The following is an 18,975-nucleotide window of genomic DNA, read 5'->3' as shown; positions in this document are numbered from 1 at the left end:
TTGCGAACAAACCCCGCGCTCCGATCATGAAATCCCCATGAGTTTTTGAAAACGCGGGATCGCTTCCAGAATATCCGCCTTTGAAAAAGATTCGGCAAGCGGCTGAATTTCTGTCAGCAGGGGAGCGATCTCATTTTTCTTTCCGGTGAACAATAAGAGAGGTAGCAGGGAAAAACCCGCCAGAAGAACTTTTTCTTTATCACCGCGATTCCGCGACATCTGCAGACGATTGTTCAAGGTATCGACGCCCCGCCCCCAGGAACCCTGAAACAATTGCAGGCCCTCTCTCATCGCATCCAGATTTTTATCCGGACAATTTCGCCGCGCCCTTTCAAACTTTAGAAACGCTGTATTCCAATCCAGTTGTCGCCAGTATGAAATACCGATCATCGCCAAAAATTGCGAGCGCAGAGAAACATTCGCCATATTATTCGTTAGGAGCAAACCCATCTCCAGCAGGTCCATGGATTTCTTAAGCTGAGCCATCTCCCAGTAAACGCTCCCCAGGTTGGCCAGGGCGATCAGTTGATCCTCGCTATTGTTGCCGTAATCTTCGATGATTTGATTCGCCTTGCGAAAACTGTTCAAGGCAGAGCTGAAATTCCTTCCCGACTGATGCGCCTGACCCAATGCCGTGTGAGCTTTGAACTGTTCGTAACGATCCGAACCGCTCAAAGACTCTTCCAGCTTCTTTTCCAAATCCGCGATCATGCTTTCCGTCATATTCAAAACTCTTTTCTGGTGATGTTTAAGTGTCTAAAAATTCTGATAAGGCCTGTCTACCGCCCGTCACGATCGGTTCCCCGTCCCCCAACAGCAGGGCTTCAAAATCGTATTCCAAAAGAACCCGCAAGCCGGCGCAGGCCTTGGCGATATCCTTGAATTTATCCGCCGGCAACTGATTCACCTTGCCTGGAACTTTGCCGATCAAAGCGTCCCCGACAAACAAAATCTTTTGATCCGCCTGGTAGAAACACGATTCCCCCGGCGATTTCTGGTCCTGCAAACCAACGACGACCAAACCGCAAGGCAGGGTATCGCCGTCTTTAAAAGTGCGATTCGGAGGCGTCTCCAGAAGGTCCTTATCTTTTTCATGTATCCAAAGCGGGACTCCAAACTGATCCGCCAACTGACGACTCATGCGCTCATGGTGAACATTGGTCAGATAGATGCCGCGCAATTCCTGATCGGGGAACCGTTCCACCGTCACATGCAAATCCTGCAAGGTCTCCTCATCCATTTGCGCAGGGTCGATGAGAACCGAATCATCGCCGCATCGCATGAAATAGCCGTTGAAGTTGAGTTGTTTTTCTTCTGAAAATTCCGACCAGGTGATGATACCCGGCAGGATTTCACTGATACCTGGCATGGACCTCTCCTCTCAATCTATTAAACCCGTTGACCCGTATTCCACAGAACAGACTCCAAGTCTGTTCGCTGTATAATTGCGGCGAAACGCAATGTCGGGATGATATCGGCCCCTAGAGTACGACGTTTCAATAGAGCGCGTCAACGGGAGTTGACCATTCCCTATTCCAATTCCCGAACGCCTTTTCATATCAAAACCTTCGCTCCAGGGAAGATCTGCAAATCAACCTGTGAACCAGGCTCCCAATGCATTTAAACTATTTTCCAGCGGGAAATTGACAGCGCAAAAAGCGATCTTATTATAATTACATAACAGTCAAACCCTAAAATCAAAGAGGCAAACACAAACCATGAACACGTTTAAAACGACGCTACTGCTGACCAGTCTGACCCTTCTTCTGGTGATGGGAGGCATGGCCCTGGGAGGCCAGGAAGGCATGGTCATGGCCTTCATCATAGCGATGGTCATGAACTTTGGAGCCTATTTTTTCAGCGATAAACTGGCCCTTTCCATGTACGGCGCCCAGGAAGTTTCGGAACGCGAGTTTCCCGACGTGCATCGCATTGTCCGCGATCTTTCGCGACGCGCAGAGATACCCATGCCGCGCATTTTCCACATACCGTCCGAGCAACCAAACGCTTTCGCCACCGGACGCAACCCGGAGCATGCCTCCGTCGCCTTCACCGACGGCATTCTGAATATTCTGGATGAGAGGGAATTTGCAGGCGTGATGGCGCATGAAATCGGCCATATCAAAAATCGCGACATCCTGCTCGGAACCATCGCCGCGACGCTGGCAGGCGCCATCAGCATGCTCGCGAATATCGCGCAATGGGGAATGATTTTCGGCGGCGGACGCGGCGAGAGAAACGTTCACCCGGCTCTGCATTTGTTGATGATCTTCCTCGCGCCGATCGCCGCCCTGCTCATTCAGATGGCGATCTCGCGCACGCGGGAATACAAGGCAGACGCCACAGGCGCGCAATTGATGGCAGACGCCGCGCCGCTGGCCTCGGCGCTTCGCAAGCTGGAGCAAACGGCGCAAAGGGTGCCGATGCATAACGCGGAACCGGCGACCGCTCACATGTTCATCGTCAGTCCGCTCGCGGGCGTGGATTTTGCCAGCCTGTTCAGCACGCACCCTCCGATTGAAAAGCGTGTCGCCAAACTACAATCGCTGAACACAGAGTTGAAACGCATTGGCGGACGCGCGCATTCGCTGGTCTAAACAAAGAGAGACCCCCGGTCAATCCGGCGGGTCTCCCTGAGTCCATAGCGTCTGCTTGTCCGCGTCTTTAACATAAGCGTATTCGTCGTCGCCATCCTCTTCCAGCGTCATGGGAACCTCCGCATCCACCACCATCGCGGAGACCTGTTCCATCGACCCGCCAAGATGAAGAAACACCCGCTCGCCGTCTTCTAGCACGGCGCTTTTGTAAACGAAGACGAAATTATAATAATGTGAAAAATATAAGGGAACCTGCCCATAGCGTTCCAAAGCTTCCTCGTCCGTCACCACGCCTCCTTTAAATCAGCGTTCACCTTTGGGTCGTCAACAAGCTCATTCAAACAGTTTCGCATATTGCTCATAGCCTTCTTCCTTCAATTTGTCGGCGGGAATGAAACGCAAAGACGCCGAGTTGATGCAATAGCGCTGACCTGTCGGCGCCGGGCCGTCTTCGAAAAGATGGCCCAGATGAGAGTCCGCATTCTTCGAGCGCACTTCCACCCGCACCATGCCGTGAGTTTCATCGGTCTTCGTATCAACATTTTCACTCGCCAGCGGTTGGGTGAACGAAGGCCAGCCCGTGCCCGAATCGAATTTATCCAGCGAACTGAACAAAGGCTCGCCGGACACCACATCCACATAAATTCCCGGCTTCTTGTTATCCCAGAATTCGTTGTCGAACGGACGTTCCGTCCCGTTTTTCTGAGTGACATAATATTGCAGTTCGGTTAACTGTTTCATCAGCGTCTCCGCAGAAGGTTTTTGAAATGATTGTTGTTCGTATTGAGCCGGCGCAGGCTTGTATTCACTGTCATCGCCCCAGACCTTGTCGATGAAGCGATCCCGACCGGAACCGAATCGATACACTTTGTAACGAATCAGACTCTTCTTGTAAAAATCCTGATGGTATTCTTCCGCCGGATAAAACGGTCCGGCCTCGAAGATCGGCGTGACAATGCGACCCTCAAAACGACCGCTGTTCTGCAAACGCTCGCGCGAAGCCTCCGCCTCCAGTCTCTGCGTATCGTTGAGGAAATAAATTCCAGACGCATACTGACTGCCTCGGTCGACAAACTGGCCGCCCTTGTCCGTCGGGTCGATATTTCGCCACAACACTTCCAGCAGATCCTTGTAGCTGATCACCGCCGGATCAAAGCGAATCTGCACCGCCTCGACATGACCCGTCGCGCCGGAAGAGACCTGCTCATAAGTCGGGTTTTCCATTTTCCCGCCGGTGTAACCCGACAAGACATCCAGCACGCCCGGCAGTTTTTCAAAGGGCGGCTCCATGCACCAGAAACAGCCGCCCGCAAAAATCGCCGTCTGCAAAGAATTCGACGACGCCCGCGATTCCGCCTTGCCAGAATCTGCAAAGCTCGGAACGGCGGAAAACAGACTGATTAAAACGCCCAAAACTATTTTTCTAAAGGAAAAAGAATGCATTGTCCGTCTCCTTGAGTCGAAATCGGTTTCTTAAACCGACAAGTTCATCCCGGCTAAATCCATACCCTTTGGTCTTCGTGAAGAACAAAGCCTTACAAAACTCCCTCAGGATTCATACCTGAGGAACGTATTCAACCGATTCAAACCAGACATCTCCTCCATTATAAAAAGCCCGCCCCGCTAATTGTTTTGCTGAAGACTTTTCAAAATCTCCTGATCGCCTAAATGGAGTGTCGAGGTGGGGAATGCCACCTCGGCGCCTTCTTCTTCCACGATGGCTAGAATCTTGAGCATGAGCTCTTCCTTGATCGTATGGTATTCCACCCAGTCTCTCGTTTTCGTAAAGGCATAGACAAAGAAATCCAGAGACGACGGCGCGAATTTATTAAAATTGACGATCAAGGTATTATTCGTTTCGATCTCGGGATGTTGCCTCAACATCTCCCGCACCTTTCCCGTGATTGCTTCCATCTTGCCCGCATCCTGATAGCGAATACCCACGGTTTCAAAAATACGTCGATTGAGCATGCGCGAAGGGTTTTCTACGGAAATGGTCGTGAACGCCGCATTGGGAACATACAGAGGGCGTTTGTCAAAGGTACGAATCCGCGTGATACGCCAGCCGATTTTTTCCACCGTTCCTTCGATGTCGCGATCCGGCGAACGAATCCAGTCTCCCGTCGCAAAGGGACGATCCAGGTAAATCACCAGTCCGCCAAAAAAATTCGCCAGCAGGTCCTTACCCGCAAAACCAATCGCAACGCCGCCGATGCCGCCAAAAGCGAGCACGCCGGAAACGCTGTAACCCAGCGTCTGCAGACCCACCAGGGTCGCCGTGATGATGACCGAAATACGTAATAATTTTGAAACCGCTTCAACCGTCGCCCGATCCCGACTGCTATCCTCTTCAAGAATCGATTTTTCCGTGAAACTGATGAAGCGAATGATGGCCCAGCCGATCGAAGCGATCACCACCGCGTCGCGGATGGTATGCACCGCGTCAAAAATCGGCGCCCCCGTCGCCTTGCGCACGATCTCAGCCGCAAAGGAAAGTCCCACGACCCAGATGATCAGAGAAATCGGTTTCTGTACGCCGTAAACCAGAGCCTCGTCCCAATGCATTTTTGTTTTCTGCAATTTTGTCTCGAGACGAACCAGCGCTCTTTTTTGCATGAAATTGGCGAGCATGGTCACGAACACAACAAAGAAGACCTGGCCGACATAACCTTGCTCTATCACCCACGCAGGGATATACTTTTGAAATAATTCAGTCATAAAAAATTATGGAATATGGTTAATGTGTGAAATGACATTATGCATACAGCGTTCGCAACAAGTCAACCAGAGCGTTTTTCTTCAAAAAATCAGACTCATCCTCTACAACCGAAACTATAAGTTTCCAGCCTTCAATCTGATAATTCTGAATCCATGAAAATCATTGAAATCATCGCGCACAAGGATCATAGCCGCACCATCAGAACCGTCGCGCAACGGCTCGGAGCGGAAGATTTCTGGGTGGGGCCGGAAGGCGAAGACAGTCGACGTTCCATCAAACTACTGGTCGACAACGAGGAACGCCAATCCGTACTCGACGCATTGCAGTCTGTGATCGACGCCGACCCCAAAACCCGAATCGTTGTCAGTCCCGTTGAAGCGACGCTTCCCGAAAACGACAAAGACGACGTCGACAAAGACAAGAAAAAATATTCAAGCGTCAGCATCACCCGCGAAGAGCTTTACAACAGCATCGAAAAAGGCGCGCGGCTCGATTTCAATTTCATGCTTCTGGTTTTCCTGTCCACCATCGTCGCGGCGATCGGATTGCTCAAAGACAATGTGGCTGTCATCATCGGAGCGATGGTGATCGCTCCGCTCCTCGGGCCCAATCTGGCGCTGGCCCTGGGCGCCGCCCTTGGCAGAGTGGACCTGACTATTCAATCCTTAAAAACCGGCGCGATTGGTCTTGCTATCGCACTCGTGATGTCTTTTGGCATTGGACTTTGGTTGCCCATCAATCTGGAAAGTCATGAATTGATGGCCCGCACCGACGTTGGCATCGATTCTCTCGTGCTGGCCCTGGCCTCGGGCGCGGCGGCGGTCTTGTCGTTGACGACGGGATTGCCGAGTATTCTGGTGGGGGTCATGGTCGCAGTCGCCCTTTTGCCTCCCGCCGCGGCGGTCGGACTCATGCTCGGGGCAGGACAACTCGAACTGGCCTGGGGAGCGACTCTTCTACTGGCGATCAACGTGGTCGCCGTGAATCTATCTGCAAAACTCGTGTTCCTGGCCCGCGGCGTCAAACCGCGCACCTGGATGGAAAAGGAAAAGGCGCGTCAATCCATGATCGCTTATATCGCGTTCTGGGTCATCACGCTAGGCGCATTGGTCATGGTGATTTATCTGCGCAAAACCGTAGAATTTTGATCCGCGATTATCATTCGCCCGGTTTTTTCATCACAAACGCCTTCTCGCCGTAAATATCCAACCCCCAGTCCAGGCGTTGCGCCAGGGCTTCCAGAGTGCGATTGCCGAAGAAGCAGAGGTGCGTCGGGTCGTCTTTATACCACCACTGTGCGAATTGGTCCCTCCCGGACGCGTGATCGAGGAAGGCATTCGTCAGGGCGGTTGAACAAACGAAAATTCCTCCGGGCGCCAGGACCCGATCGATTTCCAGCAATTCCTCAAGCGGTTGCGGAAGATGTTCCAGCACCTCCAGCGCCACGACAACATCGAATAACCCCGGATACTGCTGATCTTTCAAATAACCCTGCTCCATTGGCTCCAGCGGCGTCACCGATAAATCCCGGCTTCGCAACTCGCGCGTCAACTCGCCGGAACCGGAACCAAAATCGAGAATCTGAAGCGGCTCGTGATAATTGCGTATGATCTGCAAAAGCACATCCGCCTGGCTGATCCAGAATTCCGGCTGGGTCTCTTCCCATTGCGAACGGTAATGCGCTTCCTCTTCAACCTTGCCCGGCGCGTCGTTGGTAAAAATCAAACCGCAGGAATCGCATTTAAAATATTTCCGCTTATCTTGATAAAACAACTGGCAGGACGAATCGCACAACTTGCAGGTATTCTTCTCATCAGTCATAGGCCCATCCGATTTGTTGATAATTTCCAGACGCCTGTAGAATGTATCAAATCCCCGCTACCTTGTCTTGAAATGATGCATGGGCAAGGCTTCACCCCGGCGCTGGCACGGCCTCTAAAAATTAGAAAAGGTTGATAAATTGACGATTGCTTTCACTTAAACCTTGTCAATATTTCTTCGGCAGTCTATCATTCAGTCGGGTTCAATGAACCCGGGGCGGCTTCCCCTGAGACCCATCAAGGCCGCTCCTTCCAACCAGCGCATACGTAAGTTGATTTTTTCATGCTTGAATATGAAGCGGGAGGCTTCATGAACTGGCGTTTTAAAGGGTTGCTGGCTTTGCTGATGACCCTGATCCTATTCCCATACGCGCACGCGAACCTGGGCTTTCGCATGAACCCCGAGCCCTTGCCGTCGCCACAGGCGCCATCTCTGGCCCCTGCTCCGCGTTTAGCCGTCCCCGTGCCGCAGGCTCAAACGCATTCCAGCGGGGTTGTGATCCAATACAGCAACCTGCCCCTCGGCGCGATTCTGCAAAATATTTCCGACGAAACCGGGCTGGAATTTCATGTCAATCGGGAATTGTCGGACACGCTGGTGAGCGCCAATATCTCCGCGCCGGACTGGCGGAAAGCCGTGGAAGGCTTGCTCGCCAAATACAGCCGGGTGGAACTCTGGGCCGACGAAGTCAGCGCCAGCAGAATCTGGTTGCTCGGAGGAACGCCAAGAAAAGACGCCACGCAATCCGAACGCCCCCAGGTCGAAGCCCGACGCGCCATCGCCAAGCGCGCCATCGCTCCAACTCGGGAACGCGACGATAGCCCAAAAATAACGCTTTCGATGTTGCCGCCGCATATCCTGCTCGACCCCGGTCTGCTCATGTATTTGAAATCCAATAACATCGAATTGCCTCAGGAATTTCGGGATCAGTTCGAAACGGTACTGGAAGGATTGCCGAAAGACCTGCCGATCTCCCCCTCGACCCTCAACGACCCGCAGTTCGGAAGGGTCATCGAGTATTTGAAATCCATCGGCGCGCCCCTGCCCGAACAATTGACATCGATGAGCTAAGGCTTCGTCCCCCGATTCTCCAGACATTACAAGGCTGCACCCCCGCCAGCGCAAGACCGCCTCCAGCGAACCAGCTACCGGAGCGCGACTCAATAAACCGTGCAAAATCAATTGATTTAGATAATTCTCTGCTTGCTTTCGCCGACTCTGGATGATACAAATTTCAAATTCAATCCATGATGAACCCAATCAAAACGCTCGGAATGCTTTTTCGCATATCACACATCACCGCGCTTGTTTCATTGATCCTGAGTCTCGCCGCGCACGAAGTTCGCGCTGAAAATTCTCAGGCGGGTCCCGACCCCGTCGCCGTTCATTATTTTTCCCAGTTGCAAAGGCAGGTTCTGAGCCACTGGAGCTACCCGCAATCCGCCGCGCTCGACGGAAAAACCGGGCAAGTCGAAGTGCGCGTCACCATAGACCGCGATGGAACCATTCTGACGGGATCCGTCGAGTCTTCATCGCGTTACAGAGAACTCAAACAAGCCGCTCGCGACGCTGTGAAAGCAAGCGAACCCTTTCCGCCGTTTCCCGCTTCCTTCAAGGAGCAAAGTATCGACATCCGTTTTCGTTTCTCCTACCTGCCCAAAGACCCGGCGTCGCCTTAAAGCGCGCTGGATTATTTCAAGCGTTTCCGATATTATTGAGAAAGCCTGCGCGTACGGGTCCTTCGCTCCTGAAGACGACCAACAAGAGGCAAGACATCGCATTCGTATAAACCCCTACGGTTCATTCCATCGATGTTGTAAACCACAAACGATTCTTTAAGTCGCCGATTCCATGTCCGAGTACGATTTCAAAACGATTGAAGCCAAGTGGCAGGCTTTTTGGGAAGAACGCCGTTCTTTCAAAGTAGAAAAAGACGCCGCCAAAGAAAAATTTTATTTGCTGGAAATGTTCCCCTATCCGTCCGGGCGCATCCATATGGGCCATGTGCGCAACTACGCCATCGGCGATGCGCTGGCGCGTTTCAAGCGCATGCTCGGTTTCAACGTCCTGCACCCCATCGGCTGGGACGCCTTCGGCCTGCCCGCGGAAAACGCGGCGATCAAGAACAAGAGCCATCCGGCGGACTGGACTTACGAAAATATCAAAACCATGCGACGGCAGATCAAACGCCTCGGTTTCAGTTACGACTGGGACCGCGAAATCGCCACCTGCCACCCCGGCTACTATAAATGGAACCAGTGGTGCTTCCTTCAATTCCTGAATAAAGGCCTGATCTATCGCAAAAATTCCCGCGTCAACTGGTGCGAATCCTGCCACACCGTACTCGCCAACGAGCAGGTGATCGACGGCTTGTGCTGGCGTTGCGACTCCGCCGTCGAAGAAAAAGAACAGGAAGGCTGGTTCCTGAAAATCACCGATTACGCAGACAGCCTGCTCGAAGGATGCAAGGAACTCAGCGGTTCCTGGCCGGAGCAGGTGCTGACCATGCAGACCAACTGGATCGGCAAGAGCTACGGCGCCGAAGTCGATTTCAAGACCAGGGACTCGAACCAGACCATTAAAGTGTTCACCACCCGACCCGACACGCTCTACGGAGCCACCTTCATGGCCCTGGCGCCGGAACACCCGCTCACGAAAAAATTATCTCAAGGCACGAGTCAGGAAAACGCGGTTGCCGACTTCATGAAAAAGATGCAGAAGGAGGACAAGATTGCCCGCACCGCCGAAGGCGGCGAGAAAGAAGGCGTGTTCACTGGCGCTTACGCAATCAACCCGATGAACGGCGAGGCCGTCCCGATCTGGACCGCGAATTTTGTCCTGATGGATTACGGCACCGGCGCCATCATGTCCGTGCCCGCGCACGACCAGCGCGATTTCGACTTCGCGCGCAAATACGACATTCCCATACGACCCGTCATTCAACCCGAAGGCGAAGCGCTCGACGGCGCCACCATGACCGAAGCCTTCGCAGGCGAAGGGGTGATGGCGAACTCTGGAGAATTCGACGGTTACGTCGGCGCCGAAGGCATTCAGAAGGTCGGCGAGTATCTCGAATCGAAAGGACTCGGCAAGCGCACCGTCAACTACCGCCTGCGCGACTGGGGCATTTCGCGCCAACGCTACTGGGGCACGCCGATTCCCATCATCCATTGCGACGACTGCGGTCTGGTTCCGGTAGCGGAGCAGGACCTGCCCGTCGAACTGCCGCTCGATGTGAAGCTCGGCGACAAGGGACAATCGCCTCTGGGAACGATGGATTCGTTTTTAAACGCGCCTTGTCCAAAATGTAATAAACCTGCGCGACGGGAAACCGACACCCTCGATACTTTTATCTGTTCCTCATGGTATTTCGACCGCTACACCACGCCGCGCGAGGACCGCGTTCCCTTTAACCGCGACGAAGTCAATTACTGGATGCCGGTGGATCAATACGTCGGCGGCATCGAACACGCCATCCTGCATCTTTTGTATTCGCGTTTCTTCAATCGCGTCTTCAAAGACCTGGGACTGGTCGATTTTGCCGAGCCTTTTTCGCATCTGCTCACGCAGGGCATGGTCATCAAAGACGGCGCCAAGATGTCCAAATCCAAGGGCAACGTCATCGACCCGGACGAGATCATCGAACGACTGGGCGCCGACACCGCGCGCCTGTTCATTCTGTTCGCCGCGCCGCCCGCCAAGGATCTGGAATGGAACAGTCAGGGCGTTGAAGGTTGCTACCGCTTTCTGAAACGCGCCTGGAAGATTTTTCATGAATTCCTCGACGACGCTAAAAACGCGCATCCTCTACCCGAAGCGGGCGCCGATCTGCCGACCGCGCTGAAAGAACTCAGACGCATGACGCATATCACCCTGCGCCGCGTCCGCGAAGATATCGAAACGCGAATCCAGTTCAACACCGCCATCGCCGCGATCATGGAATTCGTCAATCACCTTTACGCCTTCCGCGAGAGCGCCGAAGCCCTGAACAAGGACGCCGCCTATCAAGCCGTCATTCGCGAAGCGATGGAAACGCTGACCCTGGCTCTGAATCCCTTCGCCCCGCATATCTCCGAAGAACTCTGGTCGAAGCTGGATAAAACAACGGCGGCGGTGGAAACGCCCTGGCCGAATTATGTGGACGCGCTCACGCAGTCCGACGAAATCATCATCGTCGTGCAGGTGAACGGCAAAGTGCGCCAGCGCATCAACGCCCCCGCCGGTATCGCGCAGGACGATCTCAAAGCGCAATGCCTCGCGGACCCGAAACTGCAGGAATGGATCGACGGCAAGGAAATCAAAAAAGTGATTGTCGTGCCGAACAAACTGGTCAATATTGTGGTCAAATAGATTCGCGAAGCGTTCAACGATGCAATGAACTCAAACCCAAGGCGCCGCCTACAATGACGACTCGATTTTTCAAGAACGCCGCGCTCGGCCTGCTCCTGCTGGCTCTGTGCGGTTGCGGCTACCAGTTGTCCAACACCGGCAAATCCCAATTGCCCGCGCATATTCGCACCCTCGCCATTCCCATCATCAGCAACAGTTCCGGCGAGCCTGAAATTCATCGCGAGTTGACCGATGAAATCCGCCGCGCCTTCATCAGCGACGGGCGTCTCAAGGTGGTGGATGAAGGCAAGGCCGATCTGATATTGAAAGGTTCTCTGGTCTGGTACAACCTGCGCGCCGTTTCCTTCAGCGCCGATGATTTTGTCTCCGAATACTGGGTCGAAATCAAGGTCGACTTCGAGGCCACCGACGTCAAAAAGAAGCGTCCACTGTTGAAACAGCAGTTGAAAACGAAATGGGATTTTCGCGCGACGGAAAACGTCATCAGCACCGAGCAGGCGCGCATTGACGCGATCGACCAGTCTTTCAGCGATCTCTCCTCGCGTATCGTCAGTCTGCTGATCGACCGTTTTTAACCATGCCTCTTTCCGCCGGACAATTCCTCCAGCAAATCCAGCAGGGCCAGTGGAGCGGCTTTCATTTTCTCTACGGCGAGGAACGATTTTTTCACAGCGAAATCATCAACGCCCTGCTGAACCAGATCGTCGCTCCCGATGATCGTGATTTTAATTTTGAAATTTTCGACGCGAAGGAAAGCGGCCCCAACGCCTGGATCGCCGCCGCGCGCACCCTGTCCTTCATGGGCGGCGACAAATTCATCGTCGTTCGCAACCTGCACGAAAGAACGCTCGAAGCCGATGAAGCGGACAGCCTGATGGCCTATGCAGACAAACCCGCCGAAGGCTCCTGCATGGTCGTCACCGCAGACAAAATCGATCGCAAACGCAAACTTTATAAAACCCTGGCGAAGCGCAAAGACGCCGTCGAATGCGGCCCGCCCGACGAAGGCTCGCTCGTGTCCTGGCTCAAACTCCGGGCGCAGGAACACGGCTACACCCTGGCAGGCGGCGCGGCGAAGTTGATCGTGGGACGGGTGGGGGCCAAATCCGGCGCGCTGGCGATGGAGCTTGAAAAACTCATGACCTTCGCCGGGACAAACAAAACCATCAAGGAGCAAGACGCCGCCAGTCTGGTCGGCGACGTTCACGTCGAAGACGGTTTCGCGCTGACCGACGCCCTGAAAGAAAAGAACACCGAAAAAGCTCTGCGCATTCTCGACAACCAGTTGAGCCACGGCGAAGAACCGATCCGCATGCTCGGACTCATCACCTGGCAACTGCGCACCATCTGGGAAGTCAAAAGCCACGCCGACAAACGGCTGTCGCCGCAACAAATCGCCAAAGCGATCGGCGCCAACCCTTTTGTCGTTCAGAAAGCCCTGCCAGCGGCCAATCGTTACAGCGTCGAAGAATTAAAACAGTGTTTCAGGGAATTGAGCCAGACCGACCGGGAATTGAAAAGCACGAGCAAAAGCCCGGAAGGGGCGCTCCGGACATTGATCTGGAATTTGTGCGCGACGAGCGCGCGCAAGCGATAATTGAGAGTGGTTGACTGAAAAGGAGGGGGAGCCGCGTTTCGCGGGTCAGGCCAAAGGCCTAACTCGCGACCGAAAGCTTGTGAACTCTTTTTGCAAGACTGGCAACTTTTCTGGAAGCCGCTGATTTATGAATCGCGCCTTTGCTCGCCACTTTAGAAATGAGTTTTTCCGCCGCTTTGAACTCGGCGACCGCCGCGTCTTTGTTTTTTTCTTCAATCGCAGACATGGTTCGTTTGATCGCGTTTTTTACGACGGTTCGATGAGCTTTGTTGCGCGCGTATCTTTTTTCATTTTGGCGGTTTCGTTTCAGCGCCGACTTATGGTTTGCCAAGGAAAACTCCCTTTAAAAAATAGTATGATAATTCGGTTGGAAAACAATCATTTATACGCGAATTTGAAAACCCTGTCAAGCCGAACCGCGCGTTCGCAATAATGCCTGTTCCAGGCGCCCCGAAAGGTCTCCCAGCTGACCCGATAAAGAATTGAGGATTTCCTGCAGGGGACCGCTGGTTTCAGAACCGAGCGCAAGGGAACTCAATATTTCATTGTCGGCAAATTGCGGGATCTGCCCTTTCAGCCCCTGCACCTCGGATTGCAAACGACCGATCAAATCTTCGTTGAGTTCGCCCTCCGACACTTGCCGAAGCAGGGAGTCGAGCGGGTTATCCAGTTTGAAAAGTAAGGCGTTCAACGGTTGCGAGCGCGTCGCTGTGTCCGTCGCCGGGGCCAGCAGAGCTTGTGAGATGAGGCCGGGCAACTCCTTCTTCAAGACGCGGGTCTGGCTGCGAACCGCGTCGACCAGACGTTCGGATGAAAATTCCGTCGAATCGGTCTGCGCCGAGCCGCCCGGCGTTTCATCTGATTTTGAGCGAATGTCCGTCGTCTGTGGGCGGAGAAAACTACGACTGATGCTGGAAATAGGATCGACCATGGGGCCTCCTGTCATCCGCCGTTTTCGGCGACCATCACATCCAAATTGTCTTTGAGGCGGATGAATTCCTTGACAAATTTGCGGTAGACGTCGCGCACGGCGTCCAGTTGATTTTCGCGTCCCATGCGTTCTATCTGCATCGCCAGCTCGCGCACCGGCTCGGCGCAGATGTTGCCGGAGGCGCCTTTCAGGGCGTGGGCGAATTTTTCGACCAGCGGCGCGTCTTCATCCATCACCGCTTGCTTCAGCTTGCGGGCCAGGTTGGGCGCGTCTTCCAGATACACCTCGACGATTTCCATGAACAGTTCCATGTCGTCGTCGCACACTTCCATTGCCGCTTGCTTATCTATCGGTGGCGCTTTTTCCATGAAAAGACCTCTCTGCGTGGAGGCGAAACGCTCAACTTTCGCCCAGCAATGCCTTCATTTTTCCCAACAGACGCTCCAGATTGACCGGTTTGGTGTCGTAGTCGTCGCAACCTGCCGCCAGACCTTTTTCCTCATCGCCTTTCATGGCGTGGGCGGAAAGACCGAGGATGGGGATGCCTTTGGTGTCCACTTCCGCCTTCAATCGACGGGTGACTTCCCAGCCGTCCATGACGGGCAAACTCATATCCATCAAGATCAAAGCGGGCGATTCTGCGCGAGCCATCTCCAGGCCCTGTTGTCCATCCACCGCAAAAACCACCTCGTAGCCTTTGCGCTTCAAGCGTCGGATCAACATGTCCCGGTTCATCTCGTTGTCTTCGACCAGAAGAATCTTCAATCGCCGCTCCGTAAAAAAATCGCCGCAGACCTCCTGACAAAATTCCCCTGCGAAGACTGCACAAGGGAATTTCTATAGAGCCGCTGACTTATAAAATCAAAATTTACCGCCAAGCTCTTCAAAACAAGAGGCGCAGGCTTGTTGAATTCATATTAGCCTCAGCCCGTAAGGTTATCAAGCGCTAGCTTATAGCGGCTTCTCCTGAAAAATGAAAGACATTGAAAAATCCCTTGTTTTTATAGAAAAGAGAAAGGGGCCTGCATCGCAGAGCGCATTGCGAACAGGGTTGAATTAGAGTTTGCTTTCTTGTTTGGCTAAGATCACAATACTTTCAATTAGGTATAACCCTCTCAATGGAAAAATCCATGAACTTCCTGAAACAAATTTTTATCGTCTTGATTTTATTTGTCAGCGTCGCCGCAACGCTTGGATGCAAGGAAAAAGGACCCGCAGAAAAAGCGGGCGCGCAAATTGATGCAGCGCTTGAAGACGCATCCAAATCTAAGGAAGAAGCGGGCGTCGACATTAATGAAGCGGTTGAGGACGCCGCCAGAATAACGGATGAAGCGGGCAATGAGATAGGCAATGCAGTGGACGACGCTTCCAAAGCGGCGAAAGATTTGCTCGGAAACTGAAGTCTGTGGATTCTATGACGCCCCGCATCTCTATCCTGCCAGTTCAGACAGGGTCGCGCTTGCGGGGCAGTTGTCTCGATGCTTCCATTAATAACATCATTCCATAAAGGTCATTCAAGATGCGCGCATTAAAACTTCTGCTGGGAATTCTAACGCTCTTCGCCTGGTGCGGCGCGGCTCATGCCGGGCCGGGTCTGGTGGGCGGTTTCATTTATCTGTTTCCGAAAGAGGGGAAAGAAGTCCCCTTCCAAAAGCGCGACTCCATAATGCAGAAGCTACAGCTCCACGCCAGTAATTTTGGCAACGACTTCAATCCCTTGCATGGCCGCGAGGACACCATCGCCTACTACCAGCGCCTTGAATATTCTCTCAATGGAAAAGCCATTACGGGACGAATTCCGATCAGCCTGATCCGCGTGGAGTCGATGGACCGAAGAAAGGTGGACGGCTATTATGAAAACGTCAAAGAGGTGTTGGGGGATTACCTTGATCTGGAATATCGCATCGCGATCACCCGCCCCTTGAACTATACCGACGCCGAAACGCTGGCGCAGTTGCGCGAGAAAGCGCCGCGACGCTACAGCGGCAACAGCGACGCCTTCGCGGTCATTTTTCCGCTTTCAAAAACCGCGGAATGGTGGGCGATGGATGAAAAAACGCGAACCTCTTATTTCAACACGAATCCGAAAGCTTTCGGCAAGGATCATCTCGGACACAACGGCGTGGGCTTTAAATACATTCAAATGATTTTTCGCAAGCTCTACCACTCGCGCGATCTCGACCCGCAACAGGATTTTGTGACTTATTTTGAATATCCCGACGATTTTGAAGAAGTTTTCAGCAATCTGTTGAATGGTCTGCGGGACGTGAAGACCAACCCGGAATGGAAGTTTGTCGAAGAAGGGCCTTTGTTCAAAGCTCGGCGCGTGCGCTCACTCAATCAACTTTTCTGAGTCGGCAAAAGGAAGACAGGCCCGCCTTTTTCCAAAGCGCGGGCTACTCTTTCAACCCAATAGGGCGCACCCTTTATCTTTTTTTATTGAACAAAAGACCCCCCACCCTTCATGGTTTTCATCTATTTTGGATGAATAGCAATACCATTCTATCCGCGCTCAAAACCTTGAAGCACTAAACGATAAATTAAATATATCTCAATTTTTCAATAGTTTTTAATGCCCTAATGCATTATCATTGAGGCGTCTATTGGTGCAAAAGTTTTACCAGGCCCATCCTAAAGCAATTTCAGAACCGCTCTATCCAATGAACCCGACTGGACACCCTCTCAGTTTAAAAAAAAAGCTGATCGCGTTTTTTTCCTTCCTGTTTTTACTATTCGTCTCCGCCGGTATTCTCGGCCTCTATATATTGGACCAGATTGAGTATTATGAAAAACGGCTTCAGTACCCGCAGAGTAAAATCTATCTGATCAATCAATTGACCTTGGCCATTCACGAAGTGGAGCACAAACTGGACGAACAGATATTAGATGGGAAAAACGCATCTGCGAGTCTGGAAGCCCAGCACAAAAAAAACCTCGATCTGTTTGAGCAACTCAAAACCCTGTCTCGTGAAGAGATGGCCTTTGTCCGTGAAACATTTCTCGAAGAACAAGCCGAGTTGAAAACCATCGAGGAACTGGAAGCGGTCTACCTGGAATTTCAGCCTAAAACACAAGACTTTCTGGCCGGACCGAGCGCCGGCTCAATCAATCCTTACGCTAATTTTTTTGAGGAAACGCTGGGGCGCAGTTACCAAAAACGTATTCATCAATTCCTTGCGGATGAACTGCAAGAGATCGAACAAACTCATTTAGAGCTGGCAAGCCATCTCCAGTTTTTCAGATTACTGATTGTATTATCTATTGGAATAGCCATCCTCCTGCTGGTTTTTCTCTACAGCCTCATTCAGAAGGAACTGGCAAAGCCCATAGAAGCTCTAACGACAGCCGCTAAAAAGGTGGGGGCGGGTGATTTTTGCATTCGCCTGGACGAAAGCTCGCAAAACGAAATTGGATTTTTATCCAAGACCTTCAACACCATGTCGAGGGAACTGGAAGCCTCGCACAATGCCGCTCTCAAAGAACGCCAGAAACTTTTCTCGATGCTGGATAAATTGCCGGTCTGTTTTCATTTACAGGCAAAAGATCACAGCGTTCCATTTTCAAATAAAATGTTCCGCGACCGCTTTGGCGAATCTCAGAAAAACCCCTGCTACTCCCTGGTACACGGAAGCGATACCCTAAAAATAATTGAAAGCAAGACGGAACAAAGCTCTACCTGGCAGGCGATGGACGGGCGCATCTACCTTGTCGTATGCGCTCCCTTCACCGATGTTGACGGCTCTGAACTCGTTATGGAAATGGCGGTGGACATCACCGAACGGGAAAATGCAAAAACAGAACTGGTTAAAGCCAAAAAGACGGCAGAGCAGGCGAATCAGGCCAAGTCCCAGTTCCTGGCGCGCATGAGTCATGAGTTTCGCACGCCCTTGAATTCTATACTGGGATTCGGTCAATTGCTGGAAATGGACGACGAACCGCCGAAATCCGAAGAACAAAAAGAGAATCTGAGCCGTATCCTGCGCGCCGGGGAACAATTGCTCGAACTGGTCGATGGCATTCTCGACTTGTCGGCTCTCGATGCGGGTGAAATCTCCCTCTCTCCTCACACCGTCAACCTGAGTGAAATCGTCGACAACGCAATCTCTCTGTTACGACCCAGGGCGCTTGAAGGCGAAGTGACTTTGCAATTTGACAACTATTTCGAACCGCCCCTTTTCGCGCATGCCGACGCCTCTCGGCTCCGACAAATCCTGACGACCCTGATCGCCAACGCCGTCAAATTCACCCGACCCGGAGGAAAGGTTTGCGTCGGCGTTGAAATGCGCGAGGGCGATTTCATTCGCGTCGGCGTCCGCGACACCGGCATCGGCATCCCTGAAGATAACCGCAAGCAAATGTTTAAGGCCTTCTCGCGCATCAGCCATTTCAACGATGAAATCACAGGCGCTGGCATCAACCTCGCGGTGGCGAAACAACTCATAGAAATGATGGGCGGACGCATCGACTACGAAAGCGTTGTCGGCGAAGGCAGTTATTTTTATTTTGATATTCCACAATCGACGCAAGGGCTCAGCGCCGATAGCTCCCAACCGGATTCGGGGCGACAAACGGAAGCGAAAACAAAAATCCTCTACATTGAAAACACGCCCGACAGCATTGAATTGATGAAGCAGATTTTCGCGGAGAATCCCAAAATCAAACTGTACACCGCAGGCAACGTAGAAGAAGGCATTCAGGCCGCCCAGTCGTTGGAGCTCGACTTGATTTTAATGGACGCCAACCTGCCCGGAGAAAACGGCAAGACCGCATTCGAGCAATTGCAGTCGGTTTTTAAAACGCGCAAGGTTCCAATCATCGCGCTCACCGCAGGTTCCATGCAAACGGATATCAACCAGGTCGCGCAAAGTGGTTTCCATTCCTATATCACCAAACCCATCAATATTCCCGAACTGAAAGAGCTGATTTCCAAAACCCTGCCGAAAACCTGATCCTGAAGAGA

At 52.6% G+C, this 18,975-nt stretch carries 20 protein-coding genes; 10 read left to right on the top strand and 10 right to left on the bottom strand.

Going from position 1 to position 18,975, the window contains the following annotated elements; all coding sequences use genetic code 11:
• Nucleotides 1-24: 24 nt before the first annotated feature.
• Both G3M78_04450 and G3M78_04445 read right to left on the bottom strand, forming a co-directional pair.
• A complete protein-coding gene (locus G3M78_04450; GenBank protein ID QPJ64680.1) occupies nucleotides 25-723 on the bottom strand; it encodes a tetratricopeptide repeat protein in 699 nt (232 codons plus the stop codon).
• Between the two features lie 25 nt (nucleotides 724-748).
• The gene (locus G3M78_04445) at nucleotides 749-1,369 is read right to left on the bottom strand and encodes a hypothetical protein (protein QPJ64679.1); all 621 of its coding nucleotides are present in this window, start codon (nucleotides 1,367-1,369) and stop codon (nucleotides 749-751) included.
• A gap of 349 nt (nucleotides 1,370-1,718) precedes the next feature.
• Between G3M78_04445 and htpX the strand changes: the two genes are divergently transcribed.
• Nucleotides 1,719-2,597, top strand: a complete 879-nt coding sequence (htpX, locus tag G3M78_04440) for a zinc metalloprotease HtpX (GenBank protein ID QPJ64678.1) — start codon at nucleotides 1,719-1,721, stop codon at nucleotides 2,595-2,597.
• A gap of 18 nt (nucleotides 2,598-2,615) precedes the next feature.
• Here htpX and G3M78_04435 read toward each other — a convergent pair whose 3' ends face one another.
• The 3 genes from G3M78_04435 to G3M78_04425 all read right to left on the bottom strand — a co-directional run bounded on the left by G3M78_04435 (nucleotide 2,616) and on the right by G3M78_04425 (nucleotide 5,315).
• Nucleotides 2,616-2,885, bottom strand: coding sequence for a hypothetical protein (locus G3M78_04435; protein ID QPJ64677.1), 270 nt, complete (start codon nucleotides 2,883-2,885; stop codon nucleotides 2,616-2,618).
• A 45-nt stretch (nucleotides 2,886-2,930) separates the two neighbouring features.
• Nucleotides 2,931-4,040, bottom strand: coding sequence for a peptide-methionine (R)-S-oxide reductase MsrB (gene msrB, locus G3M78_04430; protein ID QPJ64676.1), 1,110 nt, complete (start codon nucleotides 4,038-4,040; stop codon nucleotides 2,931-2,933).
• A gap of 180 nt (nucleotides 4,041-4,220) precedes the next feature.
• Nucleotides 4,221-5,315, bottom strand: coding sequence for a mechanosensitive ion channel family protein (locus G3M78_04425; protein ID QPJ64675.1), 1,095 nt, complete (start codon nucleotides 5,313-5,315; stop codon nucleotides 4,221-4,223).
• Between the two features lie 153 nt (nucleotides 5,316-5,468).
• Here G3M78_04425 and G3M78_04420 point away from each other — a divergent pair, with 153 nt between their 5' ends.
• Nucleotides 5,469-6,464, top strand: coding sequence for a TIGR00341 family protein (locus G3M78_04420; protein QPJ64674.1), 996 nt, complete (start codon nucleotides 5,469-5,471; stop codon nucleotides 6,462-6,464).
• Between the two features lie 10 nt (nucleotides 6,465-6,474).
• Here the strand turns inward: G3M78_04420 and G3M78_04415 are convergent, their stop codons facing one another.
• Nucleotides 6,475-7,137 (bottom strand): class I SAM-dependent methyltransferase, encoded by a 663-nt coding sequence (locus G3M78_04415; GenBank protein QPJ64673.1) that lies wholly within the window; start codon nucleotides 7,135-7,137, stop codon nucleotides 6,475-6,477.
• Nucleotides 7,138-7,419: 282 nt separating this feature from the next.
• Between G3M78_04415 and G3M78_04410 the strand changes: the two genes are divergently transcribed.
• From G3M78_04410 to holA, 5 genes are all read left to right on the top strand, one after another.
• Nucleotides 7,420-8,208, top strand: coding sequence for a hypothetical protein (locus G3M78_04410; protein QPJ64672.1), 789 nt, complete (start codon nucleotides 7,420-7,422; stop codon nucleotides 8,206-8,208).
• A 176-nt stretch (nucleotides 8,209-8,384) separates the two neighbouring features.
• The gene (locus tag G3M78_04405; GenBank protein QPJ64671.1) at nucleotides 8,385-8,816 is read left to right on the top strand and encodes an energy transducer TonB; all 432 of its coding nucleotides are present in this window, start codon (nucleotides 8,385-8,387) and stop codon (nucleotides 8,814-8,816) included.
• 172 nt (nucleotides 8,817-8,988) lie between these two features.
• Entirely contained in the window at nucleotides 8,989-11,487 is a 2,499-nt protein-coding gene (locus G3M78_04400; protein ID QPJ64670.1) for a leucine--tRNA ligase, read from the top strand.
• Nucleotides 11,488-11,540: 53 nt separating this feature from the next.
• Nucleotides 11,541-12,062: an LptE family protein gene (locus G3M78_04395; protein QPJ64669.1), complete on the top strand. Its 522-nt coding sequence runs from the start codon at nucleotides 11,541-11,543 to the stop codon at nucleotides 12,060-12,062.
• A gap of 2 nt (nucleotides 12,063-12,064) precedes the next feature.
• The gene (holA, locus tag G3M78_04390) at nucleotides 12,065-13,084 is read left to right on the top strand and encodes a DNA polymerase III subunit delta (protein ID QPJ64668.1); all 1,020 of its coding nucleotides are present in this window, start codon (nucleotides 12,065-12,067) and stop codon (nucleotides 13,082-13,084) included.
• 58 nt (nucleotides 13,085-13,142) lie between these two features.
• On the opposite strand, the gene rpsT is transcribed toward holA, so the two are convergent.
• The 4 genes from rpsT to G3M78_04370 form a co-directional block, all read right to left on the bottom strand.
• On the bottom strand, nucleotides 13,143-13,415 hold the full coding sequence (rpsT, locus tag G3M78_04385; protein QPJ64667.1) for a 30S ribosomal protein S20: 273 nt from the start codon (nucleotides 13,413-13,415) through the stop codon (nucleotides 13,143-13,145).
• Between the two features lie 75 nt (nucleotides 13,416-13,490).
• Complete coding sequence (locus tag G3M78_04380; protein QPJ64666.1) at nucleotides 13,491-14,015, bottom strand: hypothetical protein; 525 nt, start codon at nucleotides 14,013-14,015, stop codon at nucleotides 13,491-13,493.
• An 11-nt stretch (nucleotides 14,016-14,026) separates the two neighbouring features.
• Complete coding sequence (locus G3M78_04375; protein QPJ64665.1) at nucleotides 14,027-14,383, bottom strand: Hpt domain-containing protein; 357 nt, start codon at nucleotides 14,381-14,383, stop codon at nucleotides 14,027-14,029.
• Nucleotides 14,384-14,414: 31 nt separating this feature from the next.
• Nucleotides 14,415-14,780, bottom strand: coding sequence for a response regulator (locus tag G3M78_04370; protein QPJ64664.1), 366 nt, complete (start codon nucleotides 14,778-14,780; stop codon nucleotides 14,415-14,417).
• Nucleotides 14,781-15,145: 365 nt separating this feature from the next.
• Between G3M78_04370 and G3M78_04365 the strand changes: the two genes are divergently transcribed.
• The 3 genes from G3M78_04365 to G3M78_04355 all read left to right on the top strand — a co-directional run bounded on the left by G3M78_04365 (nucleotide 15,146) and on the right by G3M78_04355 (nucleotide 18,964).
• Entirely contained in the window at nucleotides 15,146-15,415 is a 270-nt protein-coding gene (locus G3M78_04365) for a YtxH domain-containing protein (GenBank protein ID QPJ64663.1), read from the top strand.
• Between the two features lie 119 nt (nucleotides 15,416-15,534).
• Nucleotides 15,535-16,368, top strand: a complete 834-nt coding sequence (locus tag G3M78_04360) for a chlorite dismutase family protein (protein QPJ64662.1) — start codon at nucleotides 15,535-15,537, stop codon at nucleotides 16,366-16,368.
• Between the two features lie 307 nt (nucleotides 16,369-16,675).
• The gene (locus G3M78_04355) at nucleotides 16,676-18,964 is read left to right on the top strand and encodes a response regulator (protein ID QPJ64661.1); all 2,289 of its coding nucleotides are present in this window, start codon (nucleotides 16,676-16,678) and stop codon (nucleotides 18,962-18,964) included.
• The last annotated feature ends 11 nt before the right edge of the window (nucleotides 18,965-18,975 follow it).

It is taken from the genome of Candidatus Nitrohelix vancouverensis, from assembly GCA_015698305.1.
In the GTDB taxonomy this organism is placed as follows: domain Bacteria; phylum Nitrospinota; class Nitrospinia; order Nitrospinales; family VA-1; genus Nitrohelix; species Nitrohelix vancouverensis.
This window is presented reverse-complemented; position numbering and strand designations above follow the sequence as displayed.